We start from the raw sequence: 16,834 nt of genomic DNA on the forward strand, positions 1-16,834 counted from the left end.
CGATAAGCCTGCGCCTGTCGGAGCCACTGGGCACTCCGAGTCTTGCTTTCAAATTCGAGATGAGCCGAGTTCGCTGAAATCGACCGGTACTCGCCACAGATACCAGGCAGCAATGGTTCGGTAAGGCGCGAAGCGTTCGGCAAGCCGGGCCATTTGCCGGTGCGACGGTTTGAGTTGCAGAGCATACAGTCGCCGGTATCCTTCGCACACGCCGAAGTCGCTGGCTGGCATCACATCCAGCTGACCGAGCCCATAGATGAGCATCATCTCCACGGTCCAGCGCCCCACGCCCGGCAACTGGATCAGGCGTTCGACCAGCGCCTCGTTGCCCATCGCCAGCGCAGCACTGACCTCAGGCACCAGACCGTCCAACCGCGCAGCGGCAATCGCCTTGATCGCCCGGCATTTGGACGCCGAGAAGCCACAGGAACGCAGTGCCTGATCATCCAGCTCGACCAGTGCCGGGGCACTCGGAAAGCTGACCTCTGGAAAAAGGGAGCGCAATCTCATGACCATCGCATCGCCCGCCCTGGCATGCAATTGCTGATAGGCAACGGCCTTGACCAGCGCCTGAAACGGGTCCTGCGCTGCGCTGACCGGATGCAGACAAGGGCCGACCAGGTCGATCAGCGCCTGCCATTGCGGGTCTAAAGACCTGAGCGCCGCGACCGCCTCGGCATGCTCGCGGTCGGTGCTGTCTGATTCTGATGACATGATGATTTCCAGATGAGAGCGGCAACCAGGGTTTACAAGAGGGTTGAAAATGATCGCTGATTGTCGAAGGCCGCGGAACGTTCAAAACACCGCGAGCGATTAGCTGAACCTGACCTGAACGACCTGCCAAAAACGCAATCCCGATAAAAAACAACTACACGCATTCAAGAATGAGTATCATTATGTTACGCAGTGTTTCCGGCCTATGGCTCGTCGAGACACATTCACCCTACAGCTTTGACCCGGTGAGATATGCTCGTTCCCTTTTTGATCATGCTGCGCGAAGGCATCGAAGCCGCACTTATCGTTGGCATTATCGCCAGTTACCTGAAGCAGACCGGCCGTGGCGAGTGGATGCCTGCGGTGTGGATCGGCGTATTTCTGGCTGTCGCGCTCTCGCTGTTCGTCGGTGGCGGGCTTGAGTTGATGAGCGCCGAGTTTCCGCAGAAGCAGCAGGAACTGTTCGAAGGCATCGTCGGCCTGATCGCCGTTGGCATTCTCAGTTCCATGGTGTTCTGGATGCGCAAGGTGGCACGATCGATCAAACACGCGCTGCACGAATCGCTGGACGCAGCCCTCACCGGCTCGAAAAACCAGACCTACGCGCTGATCGCCATGGTGTTTTTCGCCGTGGCCCGCGAAGGGCTGGAAACCGTATTCTTTCTGCTCGCTGTGTTCCAGCAGAGCGAAGGCTCCGGCGCGCCGTTGGGCGCCCTGCTCGGTCTGTTGCTGGCGGTCGGTTTCGGCGTGGCCATCTACAGCGGCAGCATGCGTCTCAACCTGAGCCTGTTTTTCCGCTGGACCGGGCTGTTCATTCTGGTAGTGGCGGCGGGCATTCTCGCCAACTCCGTTCAGGCACTGCATGAAGCCGGGGTCTGGAATCACCTGCAGGAAGTGGTCTTCGACATCAGTGCACGGTTGCCGATGGACGGCCCTGCCGGTTCGGTGCTGGCAGGCATGTTCGGTTACCAGGACGCACCGACGGTCAGCACTCTGAGTGCCTACCTGATTTACCTGATCGGGGCGCTGCTGCTGTTCTTCAAGCCGCATACCCCGACGACTGGCAAGGTCATGCAGCCAAACACCTCTTCTGTTACGAACGAATAAGGGCCTCCATGTCTAACCGTCCCTCAGGGCCTTCCGGGAAAGCCCGGCCGCCCCGTGTCCTGCGATTGGCAGTCGCCGGCTCAGTGATCCTGATGATCGCCGCAGGCGGGCTGTTCTACTACGCCTCGCAGGTCGCCGTGAAAAAGCGCGCAGCCAATGCCGGAACTGAAACCGTGGTCAATATCCACGCGCACAACTGCGAACCGAACGCCTTGACGGTCGCGGCGGGCAACAACGCCTTCCGCATCGTCAACCGCTCCGAGCGCGCCGTCGAATGGGAAATTCTCGATGGCGTGCTGGTGATCGAAGAGCGGGAAAACATCGCGCCGGGCCTGAGCCAGGTGATCAATGCCAACCTGGCACCCGGCGATTACACGATTACCTGCGGTCTGCTGAGCAATCCGCGCGGCACCTTGCACGTCACGCCGACGGCAGAGTCCGACGCCAAGGCCAAGGCGCGTCCGTCCATGACCGCCTTCATCGGGCCGCTCTCCGAGTACCGCGTGTACCTGAGCCTGCAGAGTTCGGCGCTGATCAAGGCAGTCACCGCCCTGCAACAGGCCATTGATGCCGGCGACCTGAGCGCCGCCCAGGCGGCCTACCTGCCCGCCCGCGCCGCCTACCAGCGCATTGCACCGGCTGCACAGCGTCTCGCCGAACTGGACAATGCAATCAACGCCCGCGCCGACTACTACGAGAAACGTGAACAGGACCCCGGCTTCAGCGGTTTCCATCGCATTGAATACGGCCTGTTCGAGCAACACAGCGTCGAGGGCCTGACGCCGGTGGTGCAGCGTCTGCAAACCGATGTCACCCAGCTCAAGCAACAGTTGCTGGCGCAATCGCTGGCGCCCGAGCAATTGGCGGCCATCGCCACCCGCACCCTGCGCAGCCTGGCTGAGGTACGCAGCAACGGCGAAGAGGAACGCTACAGCCACAGCGACCTCAACGGCTTTGCTGCCAACCTGGACGGCACCCGCAAGATCGTCGACCTGCTGCGTCCGTTGCTGGCCCGCAGTGCGGGCGATCTGTTGCAGAAGATCGACGCGGCCATGGCCGATCTGGACACCACGCTCGATGCGCTGAGCAGCGCCGATGGTGGCGTGCGCCCGTACGATCAGGTGGACGCGACGCAGCGTCAGCAGATCGCCGCCAAGGCTGGCGCTCTGGCTGACGCGCTCAATGGCATCGACCCGGCACTCGGCCTCTCCGGCCTCTGATTTACTGGAGCACAGCACATCACCATGAAAAACCCGGACAGCAATCCAGACACAAGCAACGCTCCGACCTCCCTGCAACGCCGCCGCGTGCTGATGGGGCTTGGCGCTGCAGGGGCCGCGCTGGCTGGCAGCAGCCTGAGCGGCAACGTACTTGCCGCAGCACCTGCACAAGTCGCCGAAGCGCCAAACAGCGAGAAAACGCAGGACCACAACGCGTTTCACGGCGTGCATCAGAGCGGCATCGTCAACCCGCGCCCTGCCGCGGGCATGCTGGTGGCGTTCGATGTTCTGGCCGCCGACCGTGAGGACCTGGAACGCCTGTTTCGCACGCTGAACGAGCGCATCGCGTTCCTGATGACCGGTGGCCCGGTGCCGGAGATCGATCCGAAACTGCCCCCTCCGGACTCGGGCATTCTCGGCCCGGTGGTGACCCCGGACAACCTGACCATCACCGTGTCGGTGGGCGAGTCGCTGTTCGATGAGCGTTTCGGCCTGGCCCCGATCAAGCCGAAACGCCTGAGCCGGATGACCGGTTTCCCCAACGATGCGCTGGATCCGGCCAGTTGCCACGGCGATCTGAGCATCCAGTTCTGCGCCAACACCGCCGACAGCAACATCCATGCGCTGCGCGACATCGTCAAGAACCTGCCCGATCTGCTGCTGGTGCGCTGGAAACAGGAAGGCACCGTGCCGCCCCAGGCACCGAAGAAACCCGGTCAGCCGCCGGAAAGTGCGCGCAACTTCCTGGGTTTCCGGGATGGTTCGGCGAACCCGGATTCCAACAACCAGAAGACCATGAACGAACTGGTCTGGGTGCAGCCGGGCAGCGACGAACCGGCCTGGGCCGCCAACGGCAGCTATCAGGCGGTGCGCATCATCCGCAACTTCGTCGAGCGTTGGGACCGCACGCCGTTGCAGGAGCAGGAATCGATTTTCGGTCGCAGCAAAAGCACCGGCGCGCCCATGGACGGCAAGGTCGAGAGCGATGTGCCCAACTACGCGGCAGACCCGGAAGGCAAGAAAACCCGGCTGGATTCGCACATCCGCCTGGCCAACCCGCGTACCGCCGAAAGCCAGCGCAACCTGATCCTGCGTCGTCCGTTCAATTACTCCAACGGGGTGAACAAGAACGGGCAACTGGACATGGGCCTGCTGTTCATCTGCTACCAGGCCGATCTGGAAAAGGGCTTCATTACGGTACAGAGCCGGCTTAACGGCGAGCCGCTGGAGGAATACCTCAAACCGGTCGGTGGCGGCTATTTCTTCACCCTGCCGGGGGTAACCGGCGACCAGGATTTCATCGGTCGCTCGCTGCTGGCGGCCGTAGCGCCCACTAAAAACGCATGACCTATCCACTCCTGACCCGGAAGACACTCATGAAAAAGACGCCCCTGGCTTTGCTCCTGACCCTTGGCCTGCTCCAGACCCCACTGGCGGCCTTTGCCGCCACCGCGCCGCTGGATCTGGTAGGCCCGGTGTCGGACTACAAGATCTACGTGACCGAGAACATTGAAGAGCTGGTCAGCCACACCCAGAAATTCACCGATGCCGTGAAGAAAGGCGACATCGCGACAGCCAAAAAGCTCTACGCCCCTACCCGCGTGTACTACGAGTCGGTAGAACCGATTGCCGAACTGTTCAGTGACCTGGACGCCTCCATCGACTCACGCGTCGACGACCATGAACAAGGCGTGGCGGCGGAAGACTTCACTGGCTTCCATCGTCTGGAATATGCGCTGTTCTCGCAGAACACCACGAAGGATCAGGGCCCTATCGCCGACAAGCTGTTGAGCGACGTCAAGGACCTGGAAAAGCGCGTGGCCGACCTGACCTTCCCGCCTGAAAAAGTCGTCGGCGGCGCAGCAGCCCTGCTGGAAGAAGTGGCAGCGACCAAGATCTCCGGCGAAGAAGACCGCTACAGCCACACCGACCTGTATGACTTCCAGGGCAACATCGACGGCGCGAAAAAAATCGTCGACCTGTTCCGTCCGCAGATCGAACAGCAGGACAAGGCCTTTTCCAGCAAAGTCGACAAGAACTTCGCCACCGTGGACAAGATCCTCGCCAAGTACAAGACCAAGGACGGTGGCTTTGAAACCTACGACAAAGTCAAAGAAAACGATCGCAAAGCCCTGGTCGGCCCGGTCAACACCCTGGCAGAAGACCTCTCGACCCTGCGCGGCAAACTGGGCCTGAACTGACCTGAAACGCCGCGCCTGCCCAAGGTGCGGCTCTTTGCCCTGCCCGGTGGTTACTGCACCTGAGTGTGACGCAGAGCGTCACGAACTGCATTCCCACGCGGAGCGTGAGGAACGATAGTCATCAGCCTCTCAGCTACGCTTCTAAAAAGCTTTTCAACCACGATGGCACTGACGACGCAGAGTGCGACGTTAGTGACGGCTGAGTCCTGGCGCTGATCCGGGGCTAGCCTGGCAGGACGCCAGGCTAGCCGCACCGCGCCATGGATGGCGCGTTGCGGCGACCTCCGGATCAGTGTCAGGACGAAGGAACCCGACGAAGTCGGGCCGGAAACAGGAGCGAAAGGCTTTGGTTACTTTGGCCTCATCAAAGTAACTCGCCGAGGGGCGAAAAGGTGACCTGAGCCGAACTTCAATCCACCTGACAAAGAAAAACCGCCATGTGACGCAGAGCGTCAGAGCGTCACGAACTGCATTCCGACGCTGGAGCGTGAGGAACGATAATCTCACTACCGCCATCGTGCGACGCTCTGCGCCGCATGCCCTTCTGGACGCTCTGCGTCCGCTCCTAGATCCCGCTGAACCAGTTGTACCCCTGATCCTCCCAATACCCGCCAGGATTCTCGTTACTGACGAAAATCTCGACTATGTGCTTGGGATTCTTGAAGCCCAGCTTGGTCGGCACCCGCACCCGCAACGGGTAACCGTAATCAGGTGGCAGGGCCACTTCACCGAAATCCAGCGCCAACAAGGTCTGCGGATGCAGCGCAGTAGGCATATCCAGGCTTGAGTAATAGCGGTCAGCGCACTTGAAACCGACAAAACGCGCCGTCGTGTCAGCGCCGATATACTCCAGGAACGTCTTCAGCGGCACGCCGCCCCACTGCCCTATCGCACTCCAGCCCTCGATACAGATCAACCGCGTGATATCCGTGCGTTGCGGCAGTTTGCGCAGCGCCTCCAGCGTCCACGGCTGCTTGTCGCGCACCAGCCCCGACACCGCCAGTTGGTAATCGGCAAGATCCAGCTCCGGCACGTTGTATTCAGGGTAGAACGCATTGAACGGGAACGGGTTGGTCAACTGCGCCTTGCTATAGGTCGGCGCCAGCTTCTGGCCGTTGAACAGCCAGGCCTGAACCCGGTCATTCCAGCGCGACATGGCCCACAGCACCTTATCGACCTGATCGCCATCCTGCAGGTTGCAGCCCGTGAGCATCGACATCGCGCCCACGGTCAGCCCCGCGCGCAGAAACGAGCGGCGCTGGATATCGACCAGCTGACGCTGCTGCGCAGGCTCCAGAATGATGCGCTGAGTCGTACGTTTACGTGGTTCGTTCATGATTGCGCAGTTCCGTCTTCGTTCGGCTGGCGGCCGCCGGTAATCATCGGCAGCAAGGTACTGGGCACCAGCACGACCAGCAGCAGATGGACGATGACAAACGCGCCGATGGCGGTCATCGCCCCGAAATGTATCCAACGGGCGAAATCGAATCCGCCCAGCAGACTGACCAGCCATTGAAATTGCACCGGCTTCCAGATGGCCAGGCCGGACAGCACCACCAATACGCCCATGGCCAGCACCAGCCAATACATCAGTCGTTGCACGGCGTTGTAACGGCCTTTGACGTGGACCAGGCGAAAATGCAGCGCGTCATTCATGTCACGCGTCACTTCGGACGGCCGTACCGGCAGCAGATCGCGCTTGAAATGGCGGCTGAACACGCCATACAGCACATAAATCAGACCGTTGATGACCAACAGCCACATCACCGCGAAGTGCCAGGCAATGGAACCGCCCAGCCAGCCGCCGAGTGTCAGGAATTTGGGAAAGGTGAACGGCATCAGTGGTGATGCGTTGTAAATCGCCCAACCGCTCATGAACATACAGACCATGCCCACGGCATTGACCCAGTGGGTCAGGCGCACCGGCCACGGATGAATGGGGCGGGTTTTCATGTCGAGATCCCTCTGATCAGGCATGGAAGAGGCTATCAGGGGCAGCCTTGTGCCCCTGATAGCCCTGGCGGTGATTACATCGGCGGTGTGAAACCGTCCTTGCCGACGGCAACACCGCGAGCGGACTTGCCGTCGTCAGCCGGGAATACCACGACCTTCGCGCCTTTGGTCAACTGGTCAACCTTGCCTGGCTCGACGTAGGCGACAGGCACATCCTGCGGCACCACCAGTTTCTTCTCGCCACCTTCATACTTGACGATGAGTGTGCGGCCATTGGTGTCGGCCAATGTGCCAACGGTGCCATTGGTCATGGTGCCGGTGCTGCCATCCGCGTTTTGCCAGCCATAGTGACCTTCGCCGCTGCCTTTGAGGCTCGCCTCAAAAACGGTCACTTCCAGCGCTTCCAGCGTGCCGTCAGATTTCGGTTTCGCTGCCGAACCGACAAAACTGCCGTCTTTGATTTGCTTGAAGTCAGCTTCGGACACAAGACGAATACCGGTCTTGTCAGTCAGCTTGATACTTTCGTGCTGACCCGAACGGGTGGTGAAGTCGAGGGTGTCGGCGCTGACGCTGTCGACGGTCCCGCGCATGGGTTTGACCACCTTCATGTCGGCAGCCTGGGTCATGACAGCGGCACTGAGCAACAGCAGGCCGAACGTAGTAGAGAGTGCAGTCTTCATCGGTACTTCCTTGGCAGGTGAGATCTGAAAGCCATCCTTGCACCGCTACCGGCACCGTAGAATGACCGGGCAATGACATTTTTGTCATTCGCCGGACACCCTGTCGGCAACTGGTTAGACTCCGGCATCGGCGCAACAAGGGCGCCAGGAAAAGCGTAGCGGACAAAACGATGCATATCCTGCTAATTGAAGATGACACCAAAACCGGCGAATACCTGAAGAAGGGACTGGGCGAATCCGGCTACGTGGTCGACTGGACGCAGCACGGTGCCGACGGCCTGCATCTGGCGCTGGAAAACCGCTATGACCTCATCGTGCTGGACGTGATGCTGCCAGGCATCGACGGCTGGCAGATCATCGAAGTCCTGCGCGCCAGGCAGGACGTGCCAGTGCTGTTTCTGACCGCGCGCGACCAGTTGCAGGACCGGATTCGCGGCCTGGAACTGGGTGCCGACGATTATCTGGTCAAGCCGTTTTCCTTCACCGAACTGCTGCTGCGCATCCGCACCATCCTGCGCCGCGGCGTGGTACGCGAGGCGGACCACTTTCATCTGGCCGACCTGGAACTGGACCTGCTGCGCCGCCGCGTAACGCGCCAGCAGCAGGTCATCGTGCTGACCAACAAGGAGTTCGCTCTGCTGCACCTGTTATTGCGCCGCGAAGGCGACGTACTGTCCAGGGCACAGATCGCCTCGGAAGTCTGGGACATGAATTTCGACAGCGACACCAATGTCGTGGACGTCGCCATCAAGCGCCTGCGCAGCAAGGTCGACCTGCCCTACCCGGTCAAGCTCATCCACACCGTGCGTGGCATCGGTTATGTGTGCGAGGTGCGGCCATGCGACGCCAGCCTTCCCTGACCCTGCGCTCGACCCTGGCCTTTGCCCTGGTGGCGATGCTCACCGTCAGCGGCGCAGGCCTGTACCTGTATCAGTCAATCGAAGAAACGGTCATGCAGCGCAGCGACCATGCCGTGCTCGCGCGGCTGGACCACTTTCGCAAGCTGTTGCGCTATGACCTGACCATGGGCAACCTCAAGGGCAGCCCGCAGCTGTTCGAGAACATGCTCGACAGCGAAGAAGACATCTTCATCATCGGCGAGCCGGGCAAGTCACCGGTCATCTCGGTCAATCCGCAGCACGCGCCCCTGCCGGAGCTGCCGACCGTGGCGCAGGACCAACCGCTGCGGGTCGATGACCTGCGCAGCGGCATGAGCCTGCAAGGCGTGCCGTTGCGCGCTGCCGCCGTCCAGGTGATGTCCAACGGTGTCGAAGTGCGCTTGCAGGCTGCGCACCTGATGGTCAAGGAAATGGCCATGCTCGCCAGTTTCCGTCAGCGTATCTATATAGCTGTGGCCCTGGCGTTTCTGATCACCGCAGCCCTGGGTTATGTGCTGCTGCGCCGCGGCTTGCGTCCGCTGCGCAGAATGGCCGCCCACGCTGCCGCCATCACCCCGGCCAGCCTGCACAAACGCCTCGACAGCCGCGATACGCCCGTCGAGCTGCAACAACTGAGCGACGCCTTCAACGCCATGCTTGACCGTCTGGACGATGGCTACCGGCGCCTGATGCAGTTTTCTGCCGATCTGGCCCATGAAATCCGCACACCGGTCGGCTCACTGATGGGCCATTGTCAGGTCGCCTTGCGCCAGAACCGCAGCGCCGATGAATATCAGGCGCTGCTGGCCTCCAATCTGGAAGAGCTGGAGCGCATCTCGCGGCTGGTGGAAAGCATTCTGTTTCTGGCACGGGCGGACGAAGCCAAGGCCGCGCTGGAACGTCAGGCGCTGGATATGCATGACGAACTGCAACGGGTCGCCGGCTATTTCGAGGGGCTGGCCGAAGAACGCAACCTGACCCTGAGCACCCACGGACAAGGCACGCTGCTGGCCGATCCGATTTTGCTGCGGCGTGCATTGAGCAATCTGGTCGCCAATGCGATTCGCTACGCTGATGAAGACAGCGAGATTCTGATGCGAGTGACGGCTGTGGACAGGCACTGGAAGATCGATGTGGAGAATCAGGGACCGGTGCTGCCGGAGGCCACCCTCGCACGCTTGTTCGATCGTTTCTATCGCGGTGACGCCTCACGCCATGAGCGCTCGGATTCCAACGGCCTGGGGCTGGCGATCGTCACGGCAATCATGCAACTGCACGGCGGTCGGGTCGAAGTCGCTCAACCCGCCGTCGGCAGAATCTGCTTCAGTCTGATATTCCCAGCGGCCTGAAGCCTGCAGTGCGCAAGGATCAATTCTTTTTCTCGTGGGCAATGGCCAGCTTGTAGAACGTGGCCGAGCCGCCTTCCGTGGTGTAGCCGGTATTGTCCTGGGTATAGACCCCTGCCTTGAAGTAGAACAGTTTGCTGGCCCAGGCTGAATCCAGCTTGGCGTACCAGACCGCGTCAAAGGCATTGACCGTCAGATCGCCAGACGGCGACAGGTTGATGGTGTAGTTGAATTGCTTGTTGAGCGGCACACCCTGCGCAATGTTGATGACCTCGATTTCCGAGTCCGGCGTACGACGAAACTTGGCGACGATATTGCCGGTCTGCAGCTTCTCCTTGTACTGGTACTCCACCTTCAGCAGCGGTTCGGTGCTCTGGTAGCAGTGGATCTGACCGATCACGATCTTGCCGCTGGAAGGCACCTGATCGACCTCCAGGGTCGCGCGCAGAAAATTGTCGGCACTGGAGTAGGCCCAGTTGAACACCCTTCCGTCCGAAGTCGTCTCGCGCAATTCGGAACGCGGGTACTTGGCGTTTTCGGTGGTTGAACCCGTTACCGGTGCCCAGAAAAACAGCGTATCCCCGGACTGAAAGTAGCCATCCCGATAGCCCTTTACCAACTTGGGGGTTTCGATAATGGTCGCGGGGCTTCCGACAGGGACGGAGAGATTCCAGGTAGCAAGGTCGATCATCGCGTAGCTCGCAAGGTGCGCATCGCGCACCAACTGAATGGCTCTGAAACGGGTGTGCTGGCCCGTTTGGTCATCCAGACTATCGGCTTAATCGTTTATTTTTTAAACAGACTCGACAACGCTTTGGCGTCAACAAACCGTCTAAAATCGGCCAATGCCATTACTACGATATCAATTGTTACGATGCGGCCATGTGCCACTCTCAAGCTGCAAGCATTGATTCACGTGAAGAAGTGTTTTGTGAAGTGCGTCATTTTTTTGAATGTATCGAGGCCGATACAGCGCAAAAAACCGCAAATTCCCGACAGACGGTAGCAGTTATCTTCAGGATAAATGAACTTCCATTGCCCGGAGCTGACCAAGGCGGCCCTTTTAGAGCGTCACGTCGCCTCGAAACGCGCTCTTAACGGGCAGAAAAGAAACCACCTCCGCCTGGCGGCTGCGGGTTGACTGTAAGCAGTTGTTACGAGATATTAGTTAGCAAGCTATTTATCTCCCTGCTAACAATATCGCTCCTAACTAAATTCCTGGTGTTTTTCCATGTCTGTCGAAGCCTTGCATCGGACAATCAGCAGTGGTCTGGTGGCCGCGTCTCGCCAATGGCGACGCATCTGCCAGAACACGCTGGTGACCTATGGCATTTCCGAAGCCTGCGCAGGTCCGTTGCTGGCCATCGCACGTCTGGGCGATGGCGCACATCAGGTGAAAGTCGCCCAGGCGGCCGGCATGGAAAGCCCGACGCTGGTGCGTCTGCTTGATCAGCTGTGCAAGGCTGACATCGTTTGCCGCACTGAAGACCCGAATGACCGCCGCGCAAAGGCCTTGAGCCTGACGCGCAAAGGTCGCGAACTGGCCTGTTCGATCGAAGCCGAACTGACTCGCTTGCGCGCCGAAGTGCTGCAAGGGCTGCAACCTGCCGACCTGGAAGCCACGTTACGGGTGTTACAGGCGTTTGCCGATGCGGCGCAGCGCGAACACGGGGGCCAGGCTTGAACGGATTTTTCTCCAGCGTTCCACCTGCACGCGACTGGTTCTACGGTGTACGCACCTTCGGCGCGTCGATGCTGGCGCTGTACATCGCATTGTTGATGGAAATGCCCCGCCCCTACTGGGCAATGGCCACGGTGTACATCGTCTCCAGCCCCTTCGTCGGCCCGACCAGCTCCAAGGCCCTGTACAGAGCCGCCGGAACCCTGGCCGGTGCCGCAGCATCGGTGGTGCTGGTGCCCATGTTCGTGCAGACGCCCTTGTTGCTGGCCATCGTGGTCGGGCTGTGGACGGGCACCCTGTTGTTTCTGTCCCTGCACTTGCGCACCGCCAACAGCTACGCATTGATGCTGGCCGGCTACACCATGCCGCTGATTTCGCTGCCGGTGGTCGACAACCCGCAGGCTGTTTTCGACATCGCGGTGTCGCGTACCGAAGAGATTTTTCTCGGCATCATCTGCGCCGCTGTCGTGGGTGCGATGTTCTGGCCCAGACGCCTGGCACCGGTGTTTCAGGCCACCACGGAAAAGTGGTTCAGTGACGCCGCGACTTACAGTCAGCGCTTTATCAGCCGCACCTGTCAGCCCGAAGAAATCGGCACACTGCGAAATTCGATGGTCGGCAGCTTCAACTCGCTGGAAATGATGATCGGCCAGTTGAGCCACGAAGGCGCCCGCAAGCAAACCGTGCGCAATGCCAATGAACTGCGCGGCCGGATGATCCACCTCTTGCCGGTCATTGATGCGCTGGATGACGCGCTGTGGGCGCTGGAGCGACGCACACCCGAGCTGCTGGCCAGCGTCAGACCCTTATTGCACAAGACTTGCGACTGGCTCGAAAGCACTGCCGACGGGCCGCAGGTGGAGCAATGGCAGCAGCTGCATCGTGATCTGCAGAGCCTGCAACCGGACTCCGCGCAACTGGACGATCGCGATCAACTGCTGCTCTCCAATACGCTGTTCAGGCTGGGCGAATGGATCGACCTGTGGCTGGATTGCCGAACCCTGCAATACGCGATCAAGACCGACGACCAGTCACAGTGGCGCGCGGTCTACCGCCACTGGCGCCTGGGCCGTCTGACCCCGTTTCTCGACCGCGGTCTGATGCTCTATTCGGTGACTTCGACGGTGCTGGCGATCATCGCCGCGTCGGTGTTGTGGATTCTGCTCGGCTGGAAAGATGGCGCAAGTGCCGTGGCACTGGCGGCGGTGTCGTGCAGCTTCTTCGCCGCCATGGACGACCCTGCTCCGCAAATCTACCGGTTCTTTTTCTGGACCCTGCTCTCGGTGGTGTTCGCCAGCCTGTACCTGTTTGTGGTGCTGCCCAACCTGCATGACTTCCCGATGCTGGTGCTGGCCTTTGCCGTGCCGTTCATTTGCGTCGGCACCCTGACCGTGCAGCCGCGCTTCTTTCTCGGCACGCTGCTGACCATCGTCAACACCTCGTCGTTCATCAGTATCCAGAGCGCTTATGACGCGGACTTCATGAACTTCCTCAACGCCAACCTGGCGGGTCCTGTCGGACTGCTGTTCGCCTTCATCTGGACCCTGGTGTTCCGCCCGTTCGGCGTCGAACTGGCGGTCAAGCGCCTGACCCGGTTCAGCTGGCGTGACATCGCCAGTCTCAGTGAAAACGCGTCTCTGGCCGAGCATCGGCGCATGGGCGTGCAAATGCTCGACCGCCTGATGCAACAACTGCCGCGCCTGACGCTCACCGCCCAGGACACCGGGATTGCCCTGCGTGAACTGCGCGTCGCGCTGAACATGCTCGACCTGCTGGCCTACACCCGCCGTGCCACGCCTGCGGCTCAGGTGCTGTTGCGTCAGGTGATCGACGAAGTCAGCGGCTATTTCAAACTGTGCCGCAAGGCCGGTGAACGGCTACCCGCGCCCAGAGGCCTGCTGATGGCCATGGACCGCGCACGCCGTTCACTGACCGATCAGGAGATGGGCGACAACCCGGCCCGACTGCACCTTCTGCATGCCCTGAGTGGCCTGCGCCTGGCTCTGCTGCCGGGGGTCGAGATCGTCACCGTGGGCGGGGAACTGACCGAGCAACTGCCGCATAACATCGATGGAGCGCCCCTGTGATCGGTGATCTGGATATCAGCGGGATCTTCATCCCCACGTTCCTGGCGATGATGGGCATCGCCTATCTGCTGTTTCTGGTCGTGCACGCGGTGCTGTCGCGTGCCCACTTCTACCGTCTGGTCTGGCACCGGGCTTTGTTCAACGTAGGTCTATACGCTTTGTTGCTCGGCGCCGTGGATACTCTAAGTCGATACCTGATGACATGAAAAAACCGATACTGACACTGGGCCGCGTGGTCCTGACCCTGCTGGTTGTCACCCTGGCCGCCGTGGTCGTATGGCGCATGGTGATGTATTACATGTATGCGCCGTGGACGCGCGACGGGCATATCCGCGCCGATGTCGTGCAGATCGCTCCGGACGTGTCCGGACTGATCCAGAAGGTTGAAGTCACTGACAACCAGCCCGTGCACAAGGGCCAGATCCTGTTCACCATCGATCAGGACCGTTTCCGTCTGGCACTGCGCCAGGCGCAGGCGACGGTCGCCGAACGTCAGGAAACCTGGGAACAGGCGCGCCGCGAGAACAAGCGTAACCGTGGTCTGGGCAATCTGGTCGCCCGCGAGCAACTGGAAGAAAGCCAGTCACGCGAAGCTCGGGCCCTTTCGGCGCTGGGCGAATCAAAGGTTGCAGTGGATGCCGCACAGTTGAACCTGGATCGCTCGGTGATCCGCAGTCCGGTGGACGGCTACCTCAACGACCGCGCGCCCCGCGAACATGAGTTCGTCACTGCCGGGCGCCCGGTGCTTTCGGTGGTCGATTCGACGTCGTTCCACATCGATGGCTATTTCGAGGAAACCAAGCTCGATGGGATTCATGTCGGCCAGGGCGTCGACATCCGCGTCATCGGCGACACAGCGCGGCTGACCGGCCATGTGGTGAGCATCGTTGCCGGTATCGAAGACCGCGACCGCAGCAGCGGCTCGAACCTGCTGCCCAACGTCAATCCGGCCTTCAGCTGGGTGCGTCTGGCGCAGCGGATTCCGGTGCGGATCGCCTTCGATGATGTGCCTGCCGACTTCCGCATGATTGCCGGGCGTACCGCGACGGTGTCGATCATCGACGACACCCAGGAGCGCAGCCGATGAAACCTGCTTTACGCGTGGCCGCTCTCGGCTTTACCGCCGTGCTGTCAGCCTGCCAGATGGTCGGCCCGGATTACCAGGTGCCCAAGGACGGCGCGATCAACCGTCCGGACCTGCAGGGTGAACTGGCTGGCCGCTCTGTCAACACGGTTTCGGCCCCGGTGCCTGCGCACTGGTGGCGCCTGTATCAGGATGCGCGTCTGGATGAGCTGGTGCGCCAGGCTATCGCGTCCAATACCGACCTGCGCATTGCCGCGGCCAACCTGCAGCGTGCCCGCTATCAGACCTCGGAAGCCGAGGCGGCTGGCGGCTTTACCAACGGCGCGAAGATCGGCGCGCAGCGCGTGCAGGAGTCAGGCGAGGCGTTTCTGCTGACCGACAAGGTGCCGGTGGCCAATGTGGGCGACGTGGGTCTGACCACTTCGTACCAGTTCGATCTGTTCGGCACCTTGCAGCGTGGCATCGAAGCGGCGCAGGCCAATGTCGATGCCAATCAGGCAGCGGTGGATACGGCACGCATCACGGTGGTCGCCGATGTGGTGCGCGCCTACACGCAGATTTGTGCGGCCAACGAAGAACTCGACATCGCCCGCGCATCGCTGGACTTGCAAAAACAGAGTGTGTCCCTCAACCAGCGCCTGCGTGATGCCGGGCGTGGCGATGAAACGCAGGTCACTCGTTCACAGACACAGTTCAAGTCGTTACGCGCCGAAATGCCCCGTTACGAGGCACGCCGTCAGGCTGCAATCTTCCGCCTGTCGATGTTGTTGGCCAAACCTGTCGAGCAACTGCCCGCCGGGGTAAGCACCTGCAACCAGCTGCCGCAGATTGCGCAGGTCATGCCTGTGGGCGACGGTGCAGCGTTGCTCAAACGCCGCCCGGATGTGCGTCAGGCTGAACGCCATCTGGCGATGTCGACTGCCGAGATCGGTGTTGCCACCGGCGAACTGTATCCGGACATCAGCATCGGCGCGAGCATTGGCACCACCGGCCTGATCGAGAACCTTGGCAAGCCGGCGGCCAATCGCTGGGGCTTCGGGCCGCTGCTGAACTGGACCATCCCGTCCAATGGCTCACGCGCCCGCATCCATCAGGCCGAAGCCTCGGCGCAGGCGGCACTGGCGCGTTTTGACGGTGTGGTGCTCAACGCCATCCGTGAAACCCAGACCGGTCTGGCGCAATACACCGCCCTGCTCGACCGCCGCGACGCCCTCAAAGAAGCCGAGCAATCCGCCAGGGAAGCGGCTGACCAGACGCACCGCTTCTATCAGGCCGGACGCGCTTCGTTTCTCGCCGATCTGCAGGCCACACGCACTTACACTGACGTGCGCGCGCAAATGGCGGAGGCCAACACGCAGGTGGCCATGGGGCAGATCAATCTGTTTCTGGCACTCGGCGGCGGCTGGGAGAAGGATGACGTGGCGCAGAAATAGGATGGGCGTTCGCCCCGCCATCAAGCCTGGTTCGGATGGATTACGTCGCAATTTGCTTTGTCAGTGCCACTGTGATCGAAAAGCGCTTTAGAGTAGTCGGGCTAGAGGCACGGCCCGGAACCTGATGACTATCGTTCCTCACGCTCCGCGTGGGAATGCAGTTCGTGACGCTCTGCGTCACACAGCGGTTTTTCGTTGTCAGGTGGATAGGGTTCGGCTCAGGTCACCTTTTCGCCCCTCGGCGACCTACTTTGATGGGGCCAAAGTAGGCAACCCCCCTCGCTCCGGTTTCCGGCCCGACTTCGTCGGGTTCCTTCGCCCTGTCACTGATCCGGGGGTCGCCGCAACGGGCCCTCCATGGCCCGGTGCGGCTAGCCTGGCGTCCTGCCAGGCTACCCCCGGATCAGCGCCAGGACTCAGCCGTCACTTACGTCGCACTCTGCGTTGTCA

At 61.0% G+C, this 16,834-nt stretch carries 16 protein-coding genes; 11 read left to right on the forward strand and 5 right to left on the reverse strand.

Annotated features, from left to right (window positions below):
• Positions 1-48 precede the first annotated feature (48 nt).
• Positions 49-714, reverse strand: a complete 666-nt coding sequence (locus KUIN1_RS17280; RefSeq protein WP_116886979.1) for a DNA-3-methyladenine glycosylase family protein — start codon at positions 712-714, stop codon at positions 49-51.
• A 252-nt stretch (positions 715-966) separates the two neighbouring features.
• Between KUIN1_RS17280 and efeU the strand changes: the two genes are divergently transcribed.
• The 4 genes from efeU to efeO (KUIN1_RS17300) are packed head-to-tail and all read left to right on the forward strand — an operon-like array spanning position 967 to position 5,242.
• The gene (efeU, locus tag KUIN1_RS17285) at positions 967-1,821 is read left to right on the forward strand and encodes an iron uptake transporter permease EfeU (RefSeq protein ID WP_003403822.1); all 855 of its coding nucleotides are present in this window, start codon (positions 967-969) and stop codon (positions 1,819-1,821) included.
• A gap of 8 nt (positions 1,822-1,829) precedes the next feature.
• Positions 1,830-3,041 (forward strand): iron uptake system protein EfeO, encoded by a 1,212-nt coding sequence (efeO, locus tag KUIN1_RS17290; protein ID WP_116886980.1) that lies wholly within the window; start codon positions 1,830-1,832, stop codon positions 3,039-3,041.
• A gap of 24 nt (positions 3,042-3,065) precedes the next feature.
• Complete coding sequence (gene efeB / locus KUIN1_RS17295) at positions 3,066-4,388, forward strand: iron uptake transporter deferrochelatase/peroxidase subunit (RefSeq protein ID WP_024651408.1); 1,323 nt, start codon at positions 3,066-3,068, stop codon at positions 4,386-4,388.
• 29 nt (positions 4,389-4,417) lie between these two features.
• Complete coding sequence (efeO, locus tag KUIN1_RS17300) at positions 4,418-5,242, forward strand: iron uptake system protein EfeO (protein WP_003403826.1); 825 nt, start codon at positions 4,418-4,420, stop codon at positions 5,240-5,242.
• 565 nt (positions 5,243-5,807) lie between these two features.
• Here the strand turns inward: efeO (KUIN1_RS17300) and KUIN1_RS17315 are convergent.
• The 3 genes from KUIN1_RS17315 to KUIN1_RS17325 form a co-directional block, all read right to left on the reverse strand.
• A complete protein-coding gene (locus KUIN1_RS17315; RefSeq protein WP_004407366.1) occupies positions 5,808-6,578 on the reverse strand; it encodes a molybdopterin-dependent oxidoreductase in 771 nt (256 codons plus the stop codon).
• Positions 6,575-7,195 carry a cytochrome b/b6 domain-containing protein gene (locus KUIN1_RS17320; RefSeq protein ID WP_116887054.1) on the reverse strand — a complete coding sequence of 207 codons (621 nt, stop codon included), beginning with the start codon at positions 7,193-7,195 and terminating at the stop codon, positions 6,575-6,577. Before KUIN1_RS17320 ends, KUIN1_RS17315 begins: the two co-directional genes overlap by 4 nt.
• Positions 7,196-7,269: 74 nt before the next feature.
• Complete coding sequence (locus tag KUIN1_RS17325; RefSeq protein ID WP_011268394.1) at positions 7,270-7,875, reverse strand: hypothetical protein; 606 nt, start codon at positions 7,873-7,875, stop codon at positions 7,270-7,272.
• Positions 7,876-8,045: 170 nt separating this feature from the next.
• On the opposite strand from KUIN1_RS17325, the gene KUIN1_RS17330 reads away from it, so the two are divergent.
• Together KUIN1_RS17330 and KUIN1_RS17335 are read left to right on the forward strand one after the other, a co-directional pair.
• Positions 8,046-8,735 carry a heavy metal response regulator transcription factor gene (locus tag KUIN1_RS17330; protein ID WP_004407375.1) on the forward strand — a complete coding sequence of 230 codons (690 nt, stop codon included), beginning with the start codon at positions 8,046-8,048 and terminating at the stop codon, positions 8,733-8,735.
• The gene (locus KUIN1_RS17335) at positions 8,714-10,102 is read left to right on the forward strand and encodes a heavy metal sensor histidine kinase (RefSeq protein WP_116887052.1); all 1,389 of its coding nucleotides are present in this window, start codon (positions 8,714-8,716) and stop codon (positions 10,100-10,102) included. The genes KUIN1_RS17330 and KUIN1_RS17335 overlap by 22 nt, the downstream gene beginning before the upstream one ends.
• 19 nt (positions 10,103-10,121) lie before the next feature.
• Here the strand turns inward: KUIN1_RS17335 and KUIN1_RS17340 are convergent, their stop codons facing one another.
• Positions 10,122-10,790, reverse strand: coding sequence for a polysaccharide lyase family 7 protein (locus tag KUIN1_RS17340; RefSeq protein WP_011268396.1), 669 nt, complete (start codon positions 10,788-10,790; stop codon positions 10,122-10,124).
• 540 nt (positions 10,791-11,330) lie between these two features.
• Here KUIN1_RS17340 and KUIN1_RS17345 point away from each other — a divergent pair.
• From KUIN1_RS17345 to KUIN1_RS17365, 5 genes are read left to right on the forward strand one after another with little or no spacing between them, the layout of a single operon-like run.
• Positions 11,331-11,783 (forward strand): MarR family winged helix-turn-helix transcriptional regulator, encoded by a 453-nt coding sequence (locus KUIN1_RS17345; protein WP_004407381.1) that lies wholly within the window; start codon positions 11,331-11,333, stop codon positions 11,781-11,783.
• On the forward strand, positions 11,780-13,867 hold the full coding sequence (locus KUIN1_RS17350; RefSeq protein ID WP_004407383.1) for an FUSC family protein: 2,088 nt from the start codon (positions 11,780-11,782) through the stop codon (positions 13,865-13,867). The genes KUIN1_RS17345 and KUIN1_RS17350 overlap by 4 nt, the downstream gene beginning before the upstream one ends.
• Positions 13,864-14,073, forward strand: a complete 210-nt coding sequence (locus KUIN1_RS17355) for a DUF1656 domain-containing protein (RefSeq protein WP_003315925.1) — start codon at positions 13,864-13,866, stop codon at positions 14,071-14,073. Before KUIN1_RS17350 ends, KUIN1_RS17355 begins: the two co-directional genes overlap by 4 nt.
• A complete protein-coding gene (locus KUIN1_RS17360) occupies positions 14,070-14,954 on the forward strand; it encodes an efflux RND transporter periplasmic adaptor subunit (RefSeq protein WP_054091964.1) in 885 nt (294 codons plus the stop codon). Before KUIN1_RS17355 ends, KUIN1_RS17360 begins: the two co-directional genes overlap by 4 nt.
• Positions 14,951-16,384, forward strand: coding sequence for an efflux transporter outer membrane subunit (locus KUIN1_RS17365; RefSeq protein WP_011268398.1), 1,434 nt, complete (start codon positions 14,951-14,953; stop codon positions 16,382-16,384). The genes KUIN1_RS17360 and KUIN1_RS17365 overlap by 4 nt, the downstream gene beginning before the upstream one ends.
• Positions 16,385-16,834: the final 450 nt, after the last annotated feature.

Origin of the sequence: Pseudomonas sp. KUIN-1, from assembly GCF_009176725.1 — a bacterium.
GTDB lineage: Bacteria > Pseudomonadota > Gammaproteobacteria > Pseudomonadales > Pseudomonadaceae > Aquipseudomonas > Aquipseudomonas fragariae.